Genomic DNA, 17318 nt, shown 5'->3' on the forward strand with positions numbered 1-17318 from the left:
GCGTCGGCGGGGCCGACCGGAACCACCGGCGGGCGGCAGGCCGGGCGGGTGGCGCTGGTCGGGTCGGGGCCGGGGGACCCGGAGCTGATCACCGTGAAGGGTTGGCGGCTGCTCACCGAGGCCGACGTGGTGGTGGCTGACCGGCTGGTGCCCGGGTTGCTCCTCGACGAGTTGCGTCCGGACGTCGAGCTGGTGGACGCCTCGAAGATCCCCTACGGCCCGTCCCGGGCCCAGGAGGAGATCAACCAGATCCTGGTCGACCGCGCCCTCGCCGGTGCCTTCGTGGTCCGGCTCAAGGGCGGCGACCCGTACGTCTTCGGGCGCGGCGGCGAGGAACTGCTGGCCTGCGCGGCGGCCAGCGTGCCGGTGACCGTGGTCCCCGGGGTGACCAGCTCGATCGCCGCTCCGGCGGCGGCCGGCATCCCGGTCACCCACCGGGGGGTGGCGCACGAGTTCACAGTGGTCTCCGGGCACCTGGCACCCGACGCGCCGGCCTCGCTGGTGCGCTGGGGCGCTCTCGCCGGTCTGCGCGGGACACTGGTGATCCTGATGGGGCTCAAGAACCTCGCCGCCATCACGGCCACCCTCATCGCCCACGGCCGACCGCCGCAGACGCCGGCCGCCGTCGTCCAGGAGGCCACCACGGGCGCCCAGCGGGTGCTGCGGTCCACCCTCGACGCGGTCGCCGCCGACGCGCTCACGGCCGACCTACGCCCGCCCGCCGTCGTCGTGGTGGGCGACGTGGTCAACGCCCTCGACGGCTGAGGGAGTCACCGCATCCGCCACAGTTGGCGATCTTGGACAGTTTCCGTCAGCGCGTAACGGAAACTGTCCAAGATCTTGTCGGTTGCTGCGGCCGATCAGTCCTCGTCGGCTGGGCCGGGGCGGTTCTTGGCGATCCAAGCTCGCACGGATTTGCCGTCCCAGACGCGACCCATGCTGAGGGTGGTGAGGGGGTCAGGGAATCCCTTGCGGCCGACAATGATCGTGGCGCGCTGCTTGCTGATCCCGCCAAGCAGGTCTCGGATCTCATCCAGCCCAAGCAGCTCCACAACCAGACGGTATGGCCCAAGGAGATTGCTCCAGTCTCTATAGGGTTAGACAACTCCTCAGGGGGTTGTACGAGGGCAACTCTTTGTGGTGCCACGGACGAATGACACGACGGATCTCCTATGAGGGGTATCTGGCCGCCGTAGCACTAACCCTCGTCCGTCGACATAAGCCGGTGTGGTCGTGGACGAGGTGGCGGAACGTCTGCAAGTGCGGGAACGAGCTGCCGTGCCGGACCAGGCACAAGGTTCCCGTGAACAGAGGTCACTGGCCAGGTGAGCATTGATGATCAAACGTGGGCCGTCCCTGCCCCTGCCGCTGTGGCTGTGGCTGTGGCTGTGCGAGACATCCGACAGGCCCTGGCCCTGTGCAAAACGTCGTGCGGAATTGCTGGGGGAGTGCGAGCGGATATCAGTGGCCTACTACATGAATCCGTGCCTGATCTCCGCCGGTCACGACATGAGCTGGGCTCCGGCCGACCTGCTGCGACGCACGTTCATCGGATGGCTGCCGTGAAGCCGGGAGATGTCGTGTTCGTCGGCCCGGCCTGCTCGGTGCAGTTCACGGGAGACCGAGCGCTGTTGATGCGGCTGGTCTCCCTCGGCGAGGTTGACCCGTACAACGGGTGGACATGGCTTACGGGCTACGTGCTTGACGCGCGGGGGCTGGCCAGGGAGAAGCGCGAACTTTACGTCATGAAAGCCGGGCTGCGTGTCGCTCCGGCACCCGTCGTGGTGGGAAAACCGGGGCAAGGGAAGCGCGTCAATGTGCCCGTAACCGCGTAGAGGCGCCTGGATCGCCTCCGGACAGACGATGGGCCGGAGCAGTGCTGCTCCGGCCCATCGTGGTCTCTCGGTCGACTAATGCTTGAGCATGTTGTCCAGCAGCAGGGCACAGCGGATCAGCCCGAGGTGGCTGTACGCCTGCGGGTGGTTGCCCAGGCCGCGCTCGGCGAGCGGGTCGTACTGCTCGGGAAGCAGCCCGGTCGGGCCGGCGGTCAGCACCATCTGCGCGAACAGCTCCTCGGCGTCGGTGCGGCGGCCGGTGCGCAGGTACGCCTCGATCAGCCACGCCGTGCAGATGTGGAAGCCGCCCTCACGGCCGGGCAGGCCGTCGTCCCAGTGGTAGCGGTAGACGACCGGGCCGCTGCGCAGGTCCGCCTCGATCCGCAGGACGGTGGACAGGAAGCGCGGGTCGTCGCCGGGGAGCAGGCCGGAGAGGCCGATCCAGAGCGACGAGGCGTCCATGTCCTCGTCCCCGTACGCGACGCTGTACGCCTCGACGTCGGAGTGCCAGCCGTGCTCCAGCACGTTGGCGCCGATCCGGTCGCGCAGGTCCTTCCACTCGGGCCGGTCCTCGCCGCCGTGCTCACGCATGACGTGCAGCGCGCGGTCGACGGTCATCCAGCACATCACCTTGGAGAAGACGTGGTGCCGGGGTGGCAGCCGGGCCTCCCAGATGCCGTGGTCGGGCTCATGCCAGCGGCGGCGGACCGCCTCGACCATGTTCTCCAGGACCCGCCACTCGTCGTCACGGACCGAGCCGCGGGCGTCGGCGACGGCCGCGATCAGGTCGGCGATCGGGCCGAAGACGTCCAGCTGCAACTGGTGGTTGGCCAGGTTGCCGACCCGGACCGGCCGGGAGCCGGCGTACCCGGGCAGCGTGTCGATGACCGCCTCGGCGCCCAGCTCGTAACCGTCGATGGTGTAGAGCGGGTGCAGGCGTTCCGGGTGCCCGCCGGTGCGCTCGATGCAGCCGTCCACCCAGCGCAGCAGTGCCTCGGCCTCCTCGACGGAGCCCAGGTCGACAAGTGCGCGGGCGGTGAGCGCGGCGTCGCGCAGCCAGCAGTAGCGGTAGTCCCAGTTGCGGACGCCGCCCAGCTCCTCGGGGAGCGAGGTGGTCGCCGCGGCCAGGATCGAGCCGGTCGCTTCGTGGCAGAGCCCGCGCAGGGTGAGGGCGCTGCGCGCGACCAGGTCACGGGCGGTGGAGGGCAGCCGTAGCGAGGCCACCCAGTCCTTCCACGGCTGCTCCGCGGCGGCCTGACGCTCGTGGATCGGCACCCGGTGGTGCTCCAGGCTGTGCGTGCCGAAGCGCAGCTCCAACACGACCTGCCCGCCGGCTGCGGAGAGGTCGACGATCGCCTTGGCGGTCTCGTACCCACCGTCGTTGCCGACCTCCCACTGCACGCCGGGGGAGTAGAGCGCGACCGGCTCGTTGGAGCCGAGCACCAGCAGGCCGTCGCCGAGCGGCTGCAACTGGACGGCCACCTGGCCGAACTCCGGCCTCGGCGCGAACTCAACCTTGGCCTTTCCGCCGCCGGTCAGCACCCGGACCAGGGTCGAGTCACCGGTGACGACCGCCGGGCCGTCCGGGGTGGTCTCCCGGGCCGGCTTGTCCAACCAGTCGGTGACGGTGAGCCCGGACCAGCGGGTCTCCACTGTCATCGTGCCGGAACGGTAGCGCTGGCCCAGCGGGATGCCGCCGCGCTCCGGGGTGATGCTGAAGTGGCCGGCGGGACTGCCACCGACCAGGTCGGCGAAGATCGCCGCGGAATCCGGCTTGGGGTGGCAGAGCCAGCTCACCTTGGCCTCGGGGGTGAGCAGAGCGACGGTACGACCGTTGGCCAGCATGGAGTGCCGCTCGATCGGCACCGCCCGCTCGCCGAACAGCCAGTGCCGCCGGGTCTCCAGCAGCAGCGCCAGTGCCCGTGCGGCCTCCAACGGGTCGGCCACCCGGTAGTTGGCCTGGGTGTCGCCGGGGCCGATCTTGATGCCGAGGTCGGGGCCGTGCAGGTTGCCGAACGCGTTCTCGTCGGTGATGTCGTCGCCGATGAACAGCACCGCGCTGGCGGCGAGCTGGGTGCGGAGCTGGTCGACCGCCGTGCCCTTGTGGGTGGCCACCACGGAGAGCTCGATGACCTCCTTGCCCTGGGTCACCGTGACGCCGTCGAAGGTGGCCGGACCGTTGAGCGCCGCCTCGATGGCCGAGGCCGCCACCTGCGGGTCGACTCCCCGGGTGTGCATGGCGACGCTGGCCGGTTTGCGTTCCAGCCGGACGCCCGGGTGCTCGGCGGCGATCTCGCGCAGCGCGTTGCGCACCTGGGTGCGGACCGCGACCAGCTCGGGGGAGAGCCGCTCGACGAAGCCGATGTCGAACTCGGAGCCGTGGCTGCCGACCAGGTGCACCTCGCTGGGCAGCCGGGAGAGCGCGGCCAGGTCGCGCAGTGCCCGACCGGAGACCACCGCCACGGTGGTCTGCGGCAGCGCGGCGAGTGCGCGGACCGCGGCCACCGACTCGGGCAGCGGGATGGCCGTGCTCGGATCCTCCACGATCGGCGCGAGCGTGCCGTCGTAGTCGCAGGCGACCAGGAGTTGGGGGACCCGGGCGATCCGGCCGATGGCGGAGCGCAACTCAGGGTCCATGACCCCGGTGGCGATTGCCGCCCCATCGTTGACGGACGTGTTCACTCGGCCTCCGCCTCGGGAACTCCGAGCTCCGAGAGGAAAGACTTGGCCCAGTGGCCCACGTCGTGGGTACGCAGGTGACGTTGCATTGTCCGCATCCGGCGGCGTGCCTCGGTTTTCTCCACGTGCACTGCCCGGAGGAGGGCGTCCTTGACCGCGTCCGGGTCGTGCGGGTTACACAAAAATGCCTGGCGAAGCTCGGTGGCCGCGCCGGCGAACTCACTGAGTACGAGCGCTCCACCCTGGTCGGCACGTGATGCTACGTATTCCTTCGCCACGAGGTTCATTCCGTCTCGCAGCGGGGTCACCATCATCACGTCGGCAGCAACGTACATCGCTGCCAGCTCACTGCGACTGTACGACTGATGCAGGTAATGGACCGCCGGCACGCCGACCCGGCCGAACTCGCCGTTGATCCGGCCGACCTCACGTTCCACCTTGACCCGTAGCGCCTGGTAGTGCTCCACGCGCTCACGGCTGGGCGTGGCCACCTGAACCATGACCGCGTCGGGAACTGTCAACTTTCCGTCAGCCAGCAGCTCCCGGAAGGCCTTGAGCCGCAACTCGATGCCCTTGGTGTAGTCCAGCCGGTCCACGCCCAGGATTATCGTCTTCGGGTCGCCCAGCTCGGCGCGGATCTGCTTGGCCCGGGCCTGGATCGCCGGGTCGGCGGCCATCCGTTCCATCTCCTGGGTGTCGATCGAGATGGGGAAGGCGCCCGCCTTCACCTGCCGACCGTCGACCTGGATCATCTGCCCCTCGTAGCGCAGCCCGAGCAGGTGCCGCGCCAGCCGGACGAAGTTCTGCGCGGCCAGCCGCTGCTGGAAACCGACCAGGTCGGCGCCGAGCAGACCGCGCAGGATCTCGGTGCGGAACGGCATCTGCATGAACAGCTCGATCGGCGGGAACGGGATGTGCAGGAAGAAGCCGATCCGCAGGTCCGGGCGGAGCTCACGGAGCATCGCCGGGACCAACTGGAGCTGGTAGTCCTGCACCCAGACCGTTGCGCCCTCGGCCGCCACGTCGGCTGCGGCCTCCGCGAAGCGGGCGTTGACCAGGCGGTACGCCTCGCGCCACCGGCGCTTGTAGGCCGGCGTCTCCACCGCGTCGTGGTAGAGCGGCCAGATCGTCGCGTTGGACTGGCCCTCGTAGTAGCGCTCCAGCTCCTCGGCGCTGAGGGGGACCGGGTGCAGCCGGATGCCCTCCAGGTCGAACGGCTCGGGGGCCGCGCCGGTGCCACCGGCCCAGCCGACCCAGGTGCCCTTGTGTTCGGCGAGTACGGGATGTAGCGCGGTGACCAGCCCGCCAGGGCTGCGTCGCCACTGCCGGCCCTCGGGTGTGCTCACCTCGTCGACCGGCAGACGGTTCGCCACTACGACAAAGGAGCTACGGACGGTCACGATCGGCCACCTCCGGGTGCTGACGGGTCCACCGCGATGAGCGTACTGAGCGTAGCTGCGGCGTCTGGTGCCCCGTGCCGGAGTCTCCTACCCACCTCGGTTTGGCCGAATCCTAGAGGTGATCTTGTCGACAGTCGTGGCCGTCATCCGCGATGTGGTGACCGACATCCCGTTTCGAGGACGAATAGGTCAGCAGGGCGGTCGCATACCGAAACCGCAATTTTCCTTACCAGCTTCGGCAGGGAGGCGCGCCCGCGTGCTCCTGGGGCGGGGTGATGTGGGCGAAGCGCGCCGTACCTGTCAGGATTGAGGACGGCGTGCGCGCGGCCGGCTCCCGGCCGGCGGCGGCGGGCGGTCCTCGCAGCCCGCGCCGCGCCGCCGATCATGCGACAGCAACCGACGGAGGTAGCCCGCACCGTGGCCCAGTACATCTACGTCCTGGAAAAGGCGCGCAAGGCGCACGGCGACAAGGTCGTGCTCGACAACGTCACGTTGAGCTTCCTGCCGGGAGCCAAGATCGGTGTGCTCGGCCCCAACGGCGCCGGTAAGTCCAGCCTCCTCAAGATCATGGCAGGGCTGGACAAGCCGAGCAACGGCGAGGCCCGACTCATGCCCGGTTACACCGTCGGCATGCTCGCCCAGGAGCCCCCGCTCAACGAGGCCAAGACCGTGCTCGGCAACGTCGAGGAGGCGGTCGCCGAGACCAAGGCCAAGCTGGAGCGGTTCAACAAGATCGCCGAGCAGATGGCGACCGACTACTCCGACGACCTGATGGAGGAGATGGGCAAGCTCCAGGAAGAGCTTGATCATCTCGATGCCTGGGACGTCGACTCCAAGCTCGAACTGGCCATGGACGCGCTGCGCTGCCCGCCGCCGGACGCCGACGTGACCCAGCTCTCCGGTGGTGAGCGTCGCCGGGTCGCGCTCTGCAAGCTGCTGCTGGAGGCACCCGACCTGCTGCTGCTCGACGAGCCCACCAACCACCTGGACGCGGAGAGCGTCTCCTGGCTGGAGCAGCACCTGGCGAAGTACGCCGGCACCGTCATGGCGATCACCCACGACCGGTACTTCCTCGACAACGTGGCCAACTGGATCCTCGAACTGGACCGCGGCCGGACGTACCCGTACGAGGGCAACTACTCCACCTACCTGGAGAAGAAGGCCGCCCGGCTGGCCGTCGAGGGCCGCCGCGACGCCAAGATGAAGAAGCGCCTCACCGAGGAGCTGGAGTGGGTCCGCTCCAACGCCAAGGCCCGGCAGACCAAGTCCAAGGCCCGCCTGGACCGGTACGACGAGATGGCCACCGAGGCGGAGAAGACCCGCAAGCTGGACTTCGAGGAGATCCAGATCCCGCCGGGCCCGCGCCTGGGCAGCACGGTGATCGAGGCGAACAACCTCAGCAAGGGCTTCGGCGACCGGCTGCTGATCGACAACCTGTCGTTCTCGCTGCCGCGCAACGGCATCGTCGGCATTATCGGCCCCAACGGTGTCGGCAAGACCACGCTGTTCAAGACCATCGTCGGGCTGGAGGAGCCGACCGGCGGCGAGGTCCGGGTCGGCCCCACCGTCTCGCTGTCGTACGTCGACCAGAACCGTGAGGGCCTCAACGGCGACAAGACCGTCTGGGAGGTCGTCTCCGACGGTCTGGACTACCTGATGGTGGGCAAGGTCGAGATGCCCTCGCGGGCGTACATCGCCGCGTTCGGCTTCAAGGGCCCGGACCAGCAGAAGCCGACGAAGGTGCTCTCCGGCGGTGAGCGCAACCGGCTCAACCTGGCGCTGACCCTGAAGATCGGCGGCAACGTCATCCTGCTCGACGAGCCGACGAACGACCTGGACGTGGAGACGCTGTCCAGCCTGGAGAACGCTCTGCTGGAGTTCCCCGGTTGCGCCGTGGTCATCTCGCACGACCGGATGTTCCTGGACCGCGTCGCCACGCACATCCTGGCCTGGGAGGGCGACGACCAGGACCCGGCCAAGTGGTTCTGGTTCGAGGGCAACTTCGAGGCGTACGAGAAGAACAAGATCGACCGCCTCGGCGCGGAGGCCGCCCGGCCGCACCGGGTGACCTACCGCAAGCTGACCCGCGACTGACCGGCCGAGACGGTGTCTGATCGTTTCGTCTACCACTGCACCCTGCGCTGGTCCGACCTGGACGCGTACGGCCACGTCAACAACTCGCGCTTCCTCACCCTGTACGAGGAGGCGCGGGTCGCGTTGATGTTCGCTGGCGGCCGGGCCTGGGGAGTGGGCTCCTTCGCCGACGGAGTGGTGATCCGCCGGCACGAGGTCGACTACCTGCGCCCGGTCGACTACGCGCTCGGCCGGGCCACCGCGGAGGCGGCACCCACAGTGCGGATCGAGCTGTGGGTGGAGGAGATCCGGGCCTCCCGGTTCACCGTCGCCTACGAGCTGTACGACGGCGAGGTCCTGGCCAGCCGGGCCCGCTCCGTGCTGGTGCCGTTCGACCTGACCCGCCAGGTGCCCCGGCGGATCACCACCGAGGAACGGGACTTCCTGCTCACGTACGCGCCGCAGGGCGGTGGGGTGTGACCCGGCCGGGAGCCGCTGAGCCGGGCCGGGTGGCGGCGTCGGCGTCCACGCACGGCGTTGCCGGGGTGGCCGACGCGGGTGCCTTCCTGGCCCGGCTGGTCCGGTTGGACCCGGTCGCGCCGGTCCGGCTACGGCCGGCCGGCGCACCCGGCCGGGTCGCGCTGTGGGCCCGACTGCCGTGGCAGGTTCTGGTGGTCCGCACGGTTGCCGGTGGGCCGGCCGACGGTGCCGCCGAGGACGTCACGGTGACCGCCGCGGAGCTGCTCGCCGAGCTGGAGCGCGGCGGCGCGGCCCTGCCGACCCGGCGGGACGCCCAGTGGCGGTGGCCGTTGCCGCCGACGCGGAGCCGCCAGGTGGAGGCGTTGCCCGTCGCGGAGCTGCGGCGGATCGCGGACGCGGCGGCGGGCACCCTGCGGACGGCAAGCGAGCAGGGCGTCGCCGGCCGTGCCGTGGGCCAGCGGGCCCTGCGTGACGCGTTGCTCGACCACGTGGCGGTGCTGATCACCTCGGACGGGGCGCCCGCCGCGCCGGTCGAGGTGCCGCAGCGGCTGGTGCAGGGGTTGGTCCGGATGGGCTTCCTCGGCGCCGCGGACGGCTCGCCGGCCGGCGAGGGCGGGAACACCGTTCAGGTGCGGGTGGCCGGTCGTTGGGTAGGCCTGGTGGGACCGCATGGAGCGGCTTGGTTGCAGAAGGCTACCGATCTTGCCGTGACGCCCCTGAGTGCTCGTCCGAACGGATGACCCCGGCTCATTCTTCTGGTCAGGGGCGGTCGTTGGGGGGGTGCTTCAACTCGGCTGTCCGGGTACCGTCCATCCTCGGATCCAACGCACCGTAGGCGGCTGGATCCGCTGGGGAGTGAGGTGCGCGAGCGATGCCGTGGTGGTCATGGCGCCCTGGTCCCGCCGACGGCGGCGATCCGGAAACCCGAAGCGGGATCACAGTCGACAGTGCGGTCCGGATCGGGCCGCCCAGCCCCCGCCAGCCGGGGGACGACTGCCCGTCCAACGAGCGGCCAGTGCTGACCGAGATGCCCGCCACCGTCGAGCCGGTGAGTCTTCGCCGGGTCTGTGACGCACTCGATCTACTCGACGTGCGCTACCTGGCCGACGGTGACGGAAACCTGCTGGCGATGTGGGAGCGGCACGCGGTGCTGGTCACCCTCGAAGGTCCGGAGGACGAGATCCTGGTCATGCGGGCCCGTCCGCACGCCACGGTCCCGCCGGACTGGGCCGACCGGGCGTACCGGGTGGTCAACGAGTGGAACCACACCCGCCGGTTCTGCAAGGCGTACATCGGTGACCCGACCGAGCGCGGCCAGTTGCCGATCTACGCCGAGCTTCAGGTGCCACTCGGTGCCGGCACCCACGACGCGCTGTTGGTCGAGATGCTCGACTGCGGCGCGGCGGTCGCCACCAGCTTCGTGGACTGGCTGCACGATGAGGGCGCGCTGCTCTGACGGGCTGGCTGACCGGTCGCGTCAGCCGCCGTTGGCCGGGTCTCCCTCGACGTTGACCATGAAGTACGCGGCCCGCTCCAGGTAGTCCCAGAGTGTGCCGGCGATCTCCGGCTCAAGGTCGAGTCGATCCACGGCACGGCGCATGTTGAGCAGCCAGGCGTCCCGTTCGGCGGCGCCGATCCGGAACGGTGCGTGCCGCATCCGCAGCCGCGGGTGCCCCCGCTGGGCGGAGTACGTGTTCGGCCCACCCCAGTACTGCATCAGGAACAGGGTCATCCGGTCTGCGGCCGGGCCCAGGTCCTCCTCCGGGTACATGGGGCGCAGCAGGGGATCGGTGGCGACACCGGCGTAGAACTCGTCGACCAGCTTGCGGAAGGTGGGTTCGCCGCCGACCGCTTCAAAGAGGGTCATCGACGCACCGGGACGGTCGGATTCACCTGCGGAAGTCACAGTTCCATCCTGCCAGGTGCGCCCCGTGCCGACCCGACCCGCAGGGCGTGCGTCGGATCACGCCGGTCGACGCCCCGAATGCCGGGCACCCCGGCCGGCTCGTGTCGATGCCGGCCCGACGGGTCAGGTGACCGCGTGCCGGCGGTGGCCGTCACCCGCATGTGGGTCGGCGGTGCCTTCCCCGGTGCGGTCACTGGCCGGGCCGTCGGGTCCGGCGGCCGGCGGCTCGGCGTTGACCCTCGCGGCAGCAGTGATCGCGTCGTCCACCGTCTGCCGGTCCGGCCAGCGCAGCGTGGCCACCGCCATGAGCGCCACCCCGGCTGCGCTCCACACCCCGACCACGATCGGGATGGGGAACCGGTCAGCGAGCACGCCCGTGATCAGCACCGCGAAACCCTGGATGACCTGCACACCGGTGGCCATCACGCCGAAGGCGCGGGCCCGGAACCCGTTCGGCAGCGCTTGGACGAACAACCCGTTGGCCATCGGCATCATGCCGGCGACCGTGAACCCGCAGAGCGCGGCGAGCAGCGCGACCACCAACGGCGGGGGGTCGAGTAGGACCGGCACGAGCATCAAGGGGGCGAGCACCGCGAGCGGCCGCATCAGCTTCAGCCGGCGGGCCGGCCCGAACAGGCGACTCACCAGCAACCCGCCGAGGATGAAACCGACCGGGTTCGCCACCATGATCGCCGCTTGTGCGGTGCCCGCGCTCACCGCGCCGCGGCTCTCGTCGTGGGCCCAGGCCGCGGCCAACCCCTCCGGAACGATCGAGAAGAGCATCGCGCTGAACACCAGCACCGCGATGGCCCGCAGCACCGGTGTGCGGAACACGATGCCGAACCCCTCGCGAGTCTCCCGCAGCAGGTGGCTGCGGTGCGCCGGGCTCATCAACGCCGGGCGGTCGCGCACACCGAGACGCACCAGCAGCGCCGAGAGACCGAACGTGGCCGCGTTGAACAGCAGCGCCACCTCCGGGTTGATCGCGGCGACAGCGGCGCCGAAGGCGTACCCCACGACCTGGGCGGCCTGCCCGACGCTGCTGTTCAGCGACAGCCCCAGCACCAGTCGGTCCCCAGTGAGCAACTGCGGGATCAGCGCGGACTTCGCCGCCTGGCTCGGTGGGTTGGCCAACGTGGCGGCGAAGATGAGCACCAGCACCGCCTGGTACGGCAGGCTGGGAATGGCGATGACCAGCATCAGCGCCATCCGGATGAGGTCGCACGCCACCATCACCCGTCGGTACGGGTACCGCTCCGCGAGTGCGGCGAGCACCGGACCGCCGAGCAGCCACGGCAGGAAGCTGACAGCGAAGGCGGCCGCGGAGAGCGCGACGGACCGGGTCTGCTGAAAGACGAGCAGGGTGACGGCGGCCTTCGCGACATAGTCGCCGACCCAGGAGAGGGCACCGGCCACGAACACAGCCCGGAACTCGTGCTGTGAGAACACTTCGCGAAACGTGGCGGGGCCTTCCGTGGAAGGTCGCTCGTTAGGCACCGTCGCCTCCATTGGCCCCGGCTTGGCCGCTCGTGGCAGCACGGCCGGAAGCTCTCGTCAGATCTACGGATCAGCGAGGATGTGATCACGCATTGGTGGGAATGCGTGTTTCGGATTCTGCCCGATCGTCTGACAACTGGCTAGGTCGAACGGGTCGTTCGTCGCCTCCCCGACTGAACGAACGGACGATACCCGAGGGGCCGGCCGGCTCGCGACCCCTGAATCGCAGGACAATGTCGCCTGGGTCAGGTGGCGCCGCCCTGACCGGTCTCGCCTTCGGAAAGTGGCCGGGTCGACAGACCGGGGTAGATGCGACCAGCCGCGATCTGCGCGGTGATCCCCGAATTTTCCAGGGCCTCCGCGAGACGCCGACGCAACTCCCGAGCCACCGCGTACTGCCCGTCCGCTGTCGTCTTCACCACGGTGCGGATGACCGCGCCGTCCACCGTCACCTGCTCGACACCCAGCACCTCGGGTGCCTCCACGATCTCCGGCGACAGCTCCGGGTCCATCGCGACCGAGGCGGCCGCGGTCCGTAGCACCGCCGTGGCCTCCTCGGTGCTGTTGAAGCCGATCGGCAGGTCCACCACCACGAGGGCCCAGCCCTGGCTCTTGTTGCCCACCCGGATGATCTCGCCGTTGCGGATGTACCAGAGCACGCCGCGGCCGTCGCGCACCGTGGTGACCCGCAGGCCGACCGACTCGACCGCGCCCATCGCCTCGCCCAGGTCGACGTTGTCGCCCACGCCGTACTGGTCCTCGATCAGCATGAAGAGGCCGGCGATCAGGTCCTTCACCAGACTCTGCGCACCGAAGCCCAGCGCGACGCCGGCGATCCCCGCGCTGGCCAGCAGCGGAGCCAGGTCGAAGCTGAACTCGCGCAGGATCATCAGCAGCGCGATGCCGAAGACGAACGCGGTGGTCAGGCTGCGCAGCACCGACCCGATCGCCTCGGCCCGTTGCCGTCGTCGCTCGGGTACGAACTTGGCAGGGTCGACCGCACCGGTGGGCACCCGCTCGCGCAGCGGCCGCAGCATCGTCGGCACCGCACCGTCGGTGGTCGTCCGAACCAACCGGTTGATCGTGCGGTGCAGCGCCCAGCGGGCCACGATCGCCAGTGCCACGATCAGCAGCACCCGAAGCGGTTTGAGCAGGATCCAGTAGCTGCCCTCGGCGAACCAGCCGGACCCGGTGATCCGGTAGAGCAAGTCGCAGGAGGTGCTGCCCTGGCAGTTCACCGAGACGGCGTCGGACAGGGCTAGGGGCGTCACGCTGGGGGCACTCACCCTGTCTTCGTACCGCAAGGGGCCCGAGCGCCCGCCGCCGACCCACCGGCTGGTGTGAGGGTCGGGCGGTGACGGGCGCGGCACCAGATGTCACCGGACGGTTGCGATCGATGGCCGCGGTGGCGCGGGTAAGACGACCCTCATGGCAAACGGCGGTGCGGGTGCCCCGCCGTGGTAACTACGGTCTCGCGGCCTGTCCCGCCCCGGCAGGGCAGCGTTCGCCCAGTCCGGAGCGGCGATCCGCCCGGATGCGGATGATCCTCATACCCCATGAGGGATTAGTACGTGCAATCCGGGGTCCGATCAGGGACTATTGGCGCAACGGACGTCGGTGATCGGCCCGGCGTCGACCGTGTGGGCCGTTGTGCCCGGACCCGGTCGGCGGCGGTCCCCAGCAGCCGCTGAACCGGGAGGGTGAGCGCGATGCCTGACATACGACCCACGGTGGGCTCCGGCGCGCTTGTCCTCAACGCCACCTACGAGCCGCTGTGTGTCGTGTCGGTGCGTCGCGCCGCGATCCTCGTCCTCTCCGCCAAGGCGGTCTGCGTCGCCGATGGTGACGGCATCCTGCACAGTGCCCGGGACGCGCTCCCGGTGCCATCAGTGGTCCGGCTGACCCGCTTCGTGCGGGTGCCGTACCGAACGCATGTCGGGCTGTCCCGGCGGGCGATCTTCGCCCGGGACGGGTGGCGGTGCGCCTACTGCCGGGGCCCGGCGGAGACCATCGACCACGTCTTCCCGCGCAGTCGGGGCGGCCGGCACGCCTGGGAGAACGTGGTCGCCGCGTGCGCCCGGTGCAACCACACCAAGGGCGACAAGACCCCGGCCGAGATGGGGTGGCGGTTACACGCGCTCCCGGCCGCACCGAAGGGCACCGCCTGGCGGGTCCTCGGGCACCGCGCCCCCGACCCCCGCTGGGCCGACTGGCTGGACCTGCGGGAGCCCGAGGCCGCCGCCTGACGTCGAGGGGCGTGGTCAGACTCCGGGCTGCGGGTGGGTTGCCCGGCGCGTCGCGCGTTCGTGGCGGTCGACCGCTCGGCGGTGCGCGATCGCGAGTAGCCGGTCGATCTCGGGCAGCAGTTGCGGGCCGGGCATGACGACGCTGACGAACCCGTACTGTGCGTAACCCGGGTGCGGCACGAGGGTGTCCAGTCGGGCGAAGTCGAACTTCTGCCGGTGCTGCTCGAATGCCTTGGGAGGGAAGCCCAACAGCCGCTCGAACTCGGCCCGGCCCAGGTCCAGGTTGAGGCGGAAGACACCGGGGCGGTCGAGCTGCGCGGCCTCGTCGAAGCCGGGCACGTCGTGCTCAACGATGGTGGCGAACGGCTGGCGGCGGTCCGGGCCGACGAAGAAGAACCGGTCGCCCCAGGCCGCCTCGGGTGATCCGTTCTCCTCGCTCGCCACGACCTGCTCGACGCCGGGTAGCGCGACGATCCGATCGGCGAGCACGACGGCGTCGACACCGGTCGGGACGTGCAGGATCGCGTCGGCGTGTTCGATGGTCGCCCGGTCCAGCGGAAAATAGCGGTAGTCGTGCGTCCGCTGCTCGGCCACCCCGATGTCGGACGCCGGCAGGTACCGGGGAAGGTCGGTCTCCCGCTGGAGTCCGCCCTCGTAGGTCGAGGCGGCGGGCGGCCCGATGCCGAGCGCCGGGCTCGCGCCGAGGCTCCCGGCGATCACCGCGTACCGGTCGCCCAGCAGCGACGCGATGATCGCTCCGGCGCCGGCCCATGACACCTGCGTGTCGGCCAGCGTCATCGTGCTCTGGTGGCGCTGCAGGTGCGCGTTGTGCGCGAAGACCAGCGTGGGCCCGCGGTGTGCCTCGGCCGATCGGATCGCGAGCAGGTTCTCGGCCATCAGCGCGTCCCGGACCGCAACCAGGCGGGCGAAGCGTTCCTCCTGGGCCAGTGGTGCGGCGGCCGCAGCGTGGTAACGCAGCAACGCGACCGCGGCCGTGGCGTGCACGAACGCAGCCCGCCAGCCCGCTGACTTCCACGGCGCCCGCAGGTACAACTCGGTCAGCAGGTCGTCGGCGAGCACCCGCAGTCGCTGGGCGTCGGTTGAGCGCCCGACCGATCGGCCCGGTTCCCAGATCGCGGCCGGGTCATTCCACCGCGCCTCGTCCCCGGCCAGGTCGTCGATCTCGGCAGACCGGTTCAGGTCGAGGAAGTGGCAGACCTGGTTGAGGTGGCGACGTGGGCTCGGCGCGCTCTCCAACTCCATCGGAGCGTCGAAGCCGTGGAACGTCAGGTGCTCGGCGACCGGCCGTCCGGCGTTCCATTCCCGCATCCGCAGCAGGAGGTCGCGGTTGGCCGGGGCCGCTCCGAATCCGTGGCTGAACCCTTCGGTGAGCGCACGGTCGAGCGTCACGCCGGTGACGCCCTGCACGAAATCGTCGGCGATCAGGCCGGCCGCCCGGTCGCTCTCCACGGCGATCGAACGGTAGCCGTGCTCCGCCAGCGCCATGAAGGCCTCGTTGCGGAGTTGGAGGAAGGCCGACTCACCGTGCGTCGGTTCGCCGAGCGCGAGCAGGTCCGGGGACCCCGCCAGCAGGTCGAGAAAAGGTGGCATTCCATGAACCGTATCGTTGAACCAGCGGTTGAAACTCACGAGCGGCGGAGCACGGTGGCAGCATCAAAACCTTCAAACCCAGGGGTACGCCGGCCGGTGGATCTCGCGCGCGCCCACGGCCTCTCCGCGCAGGCCGTGCGCAACTACGAACGAGACGGCGTCCTGCCTCCGGCCCAGCGCACCCCGAACGGCTACCGTCGCTTCACCGAGCTGCATGTCACGGCGCTGCGGGCCTACCTCGCGTTGATCGCGGGCCACGGCTATGCGGCCAGCGGCGAGATCATGCGGGCCGTCAACCGGGGTGAGATCGACACGGCGTTGTGCACCATCGACCAGGGTCATGCCCTGCTCCAACGCGATCGGGAGACCCTGGACGCGGTCGAGACGGCGGTGGCGACGCTCACCGGAACGAGACCGCAACCGCAGAGCCAGAAAGCCGTCCCGATCAGCGTGCTGGCTCACCGGCTCGGTCTACAGGCGGCCACGCTGCGCAAATGGGAGCGGGCGGGGGTGTTGCGGCCGGTACGTGATCCGGTGACCCACTACCGGCTCTACCTTCCCGACGATGTCCGGGACGCCGAACTCGCCCACCTGTTGCGCCGCGGCGGGTACCGGCTCGACCACATCGCCGGCGTGCTGCGTCGAGTGCGTGACGCTGGCGGCGCTGAACCGCTCGCCGTGTCGCTGCGCCAGTGGCGGCAACGGCTCACCGAACGAGGCCGTGCCATGCTCACCGGGGCCGCCCGGCTCGCCGAGTACGTCGACGCTTGTCAACCACCGGCACGCGCCTTGACCAGTGAGGCGAAGACCACCACGTTGTCCGCGTAGCCGGTCTCGCCGCCGACCCACTGGCCGCCGCAGGTGATCAGTCGGAGGCTCGGGCGGCTGAAGTCGCCGTACACCTCGTCCACCGGCAGCCGGCCCTTGTCGAACTTCTCCACCGAGTTCACCTCGAAGACCGCCACCTGCTGGTCGGTACGGGTGACCTCGACCTCGTCACCGGAGCGCAGCTCGCGGAGTTTGTGAAAGACCGCCGGACCGCTGGTGGTGTCGACGTGACCGACGATCACGGCGGGACCGTACTGGCCCGGGGTGGGCCCCTGGTCGTACCAGCCGGCCTCCTGGGCGCGGGCTGCGTCCGGTACGGCGATCGTGCCGTCCGGGGCGATGCCCACGGCGTGCACGGGCGCCCGTAGATCGATCTTCTCGATGGCGAGGCTGGTCGGCTGGCTGGCCGGCAGCACCGGGAACTTCTTCGGCGGTGGTCGAAGGCCAGCGCTGAGCCGGTCCGGCAGCAGGCTCATTCCGGTCACCTGCTCGACGCCGAGCATCGCGACGATCAGCACCATCAGGGCGGCGATGGCCAGCACCGGCAATCCGGGGTTCGTACCGAAACGATGCCGGGCCAACGGCGGCCCGGCCGGACGCCGCGGTGGCAGCGGGCGGGCGGCCGGATCGGTGGTGGTGAGGCTGGCCGACACGGCCTGCCCGGCGACCCGGCGCAGCCGTCCGGAGACGCGGGCCACCAGCCGGCCGGACGCGCGCAGCGCCGGCCCGGCCCGGAGGCGGGCGCGGCCGGACCGCCGCGCCC

The 17318-nt window shown here is 70.3% G+C and carries 17 protein-coding genes; 9 read left to right on the plus strand and 8 right to left on the minus strand.

What is annotated here, in order from left to right; genetic code table 11:
- Positions 1-765 (plus strand): uroporphyrinogen-III C-methyltransferase (gene cobA, locus DLJ59_RS08130; protein WP_124771892.1); only part of this gene is annotated, 765 nt, incomplete at its 5' end.
- A 95-nt stretch (positions 766-860) separates the two neighbouring features.
- On the opposite strand, the gene DLJ59_RS08135 is transcribed toward cobA, so the two are convergent.
- Positions 861-1052, minus strand: coding sequence for a hypothetical protein (locus tag DLJ59_RS08135; protein ID WP_124771893.1), 192 nt, complete (start codon positions 1050-1052; stop codon positions 861-863).
- A gap of 283 nt (positions 1053-1335) precedes the next feature.
- On the opposite strand from DLJ59_RS08135, the gene DLJ59_RS08145 reads away from it, so the two are divergent.
- Positions 1336-1566 (plus strand): hypothetical protein, encoded by a 231-nt coding sequence (locus DLJ59_RS08145; protein WP_244235902.1) that lies wholly within the window; start codon positions 1336-1338, stop codon positions 1564-1566.
- Entirely contained in the window at positions 1554-1835 is a 282-nt protein-coding gene (locus DLJ59_RS08150) for a hypothetical protein (RefSeq protein WP_124771895.1), read from the plus strand. The genes DLJ59_RS08145 and DLJ59_RS08150 overlap by 13 nt, the downstream gene beginning before the upstream one ends.
- A gap of 75 nt (positions 1836-1910) precedes the next feature.
- Here the strand turns inward: DLJ59_RS08150 and otsB are convergent, their stop codons facing one another.
- Together otsB and DLJ59_RS08160 are read right to left on the minus strand one after the other, a co-directional pair.
- The gene (gene otsB, locus DLJ59_RS08155) at positions 1911-4472 is read right to left on the minus strand and encodes a trehalose-phosphatase (RefSeq protein ID WP_124771904.1); all 2562 of its coding nucleotides are present in this window, start codon (positions 4470-4472) and stop codon (positions 1911-1913) included.
- 41 nt (positions 4473-4513) lie between these two features.
- A complete protein-coding gene (locus tag DLJ59_RS08160; protein WP_030333449.1) occupies positions 4514-5914 on the minus strand; it encodes an alpha,alpha-trehalose-phosphate synthase (UDP-forming) in 1401 nt (466 codons plus the stop codon).
- 417 nt (positions 5915-6331) lie between these two features.
- Between DLJ59_RS08160 and ettA the strand changes: the two genes are divergently transcribed.
- From ettA to DLJ59_RS08180, 4 genes are all read left to right on the plus strand, one after another.
- Positions 6332-8008: an energy-dependent translational throttle protein EttA gene (ettA, locus tag DLJ59_RS08165; RefSeq protein WP_124771905.1), complete on the plus strand. Its 1677-nt coding sequence runs from the start codon at positions 6332-6334 to the stop codon at positions 8006-8008.
- Between the two features lie 12 nt (positions 8009-8020).
- Positions 8021-8467 (plus strand): acyl-CoA thioesterase, encoded by a 447-nt coding sequence (locus DLJ59_RS08170; protein ID WP_124771896.1) that lies wholly within the window; start codon positions 8021-8023, stop codon positions 8465-8467.
- The gene (locus DLJ59_RS08175; RefSeq protein ID WP_124771897.1) at positions 8464-9207 is read left to right on the plus strand and encodes a DUF8185 domain-containing protein; all 744 of its coding nucleotides are present in this window, start codon (positions 8464-8466) and stop codon (positions 9205-9207) included. The genes DLJ59_RS08170 and DLJ59_RS08175 overlap by 4 nt, the downstream gene beginning before the upstream one ends.
- Before the next feature lie 131 nt (positions 9208-9338).
- Positions 9339-9923, plus strand: a complete 585-nt coding sequence (locus DLJ59_RS08180; RefSeq protein ID WP_030333460.1) for a type III secretion system chaperone family protein — start codon at positions 9339-9341, stop codon at positions 9921-9923.
- A 21-nt stretch (positions 9924-9944) separates the two neighbouring features.
- Here the strand turns inward: DLJ59_RS08180 and DLJ59_RS08185 are convergent, their stop codons facing one another.
- The 3 genes from DLJ59_RS08185 to DLJ59_RS08195 all read right to left on the minus strand — a co-directional run bounded on the left by DLJ59_RS08185 (position 9945) and on the right by DLJ59_RS08195 (position 13156).
- Positions 9945-10373: a globin gene (locus tag DLJ59_RS08185; RefSeq protein WP_124771898.1), complete on the minus strand. Its 429-nt coding sequence runs from the start codon at positions 10371-10373 to the stop codon at positions 9945-9947.
- A gap of 123 nt (positions 10374-10496) precedes the next feature.
- The gene (locus tag DLJ59_RS08190) at positions 10497-11882 is read right to left on the minus strand and encodes an MFS transporter (protein ID WP_124771899.1); all 1386 of its coding nucleotides are present in this window, start codon (positions 11880-11882) and stop codon (positions 10497-10499) included.
- Positions 11883-12115: 233 nt separating this feature from the next.
- On the minus strand, positions 12116-13156 hold the full coding sequence (locus tag DLJ59_RS08195) for a mechanosensitive ion channel family protein (RefSeq protein ID WP_482805355.1): 1041 nt from the start codon (positions 13154-13156) through the stop codon (positions 12116-12118).
- Between the two features lie 423 nt (positions 13157-13579).
- On the opposite strand from DLJ59_RS08195, the gene DLJ59_RS08200 reads away from it, so the two are divergent.
- A complete protein-coding gene (locus DLJ59_RS08200) occupies positions 13580-14116 on the plus strand; it encodes an HNH endonuclease (protein ID WP_030333470.1) in 537 nt (178 codons plus the stop codon).
- Between the two features lie 15 nt (positions 14117-14131).
- On the opposite strand, the gene DLJ59_RS08205 is transcribed toward DLJ59_RS08200, so the two are convergent.
- Positions 14132-15727 (minus strand): DUF6194 family protein, encoded by a 1596-nt coding sequence (locus tag DLJ59_RS08205; protein ID WP_124771901.1) that lies wholly within the window; start codon positions 15725-15727, stop codon positions 14132-14134.
- Positions 15728-15823: 96 nt separating this feature from the next.
- Between DLJ59_RS08205 and DLJ59_RS08210 the strand changes: the two genes are divergently transcribed.
- Positions 15824-16555, plus strand: a complete 732-nt coding sequence (locus DLJ59_RS08210) for a TioE family transcriptional regulator (protein WP_244235903.1) — start codon at positions 15824-15826, stop codon at positions 16553-16555.
- Here the strand turns inward: DLJ59_RS08210 and DLJ59_RS08215 are convergent.
- On the minus strand, positions 16498-17318 hold an 821-nt coding region (locus tag DLJ59_RS08215; protein ID WP_244235904.1), incomplete at its 5' end, for a class F sortase. The genes DLJ59_RS08210 and DLJ59_RS08215 overlap by 58 nt on opposite strands.

It is taken from the genome of Micromonospora inaquosa (genome assembly GCF_003857055.1).
In the GTDB taxonomy this organism is placed as follows: Bacteria; Actinomycetota; Actinomycetes; order Mycobacteriales; family Micromonosporaceae; genus Micromonospora; species Micromonospora inaquosa.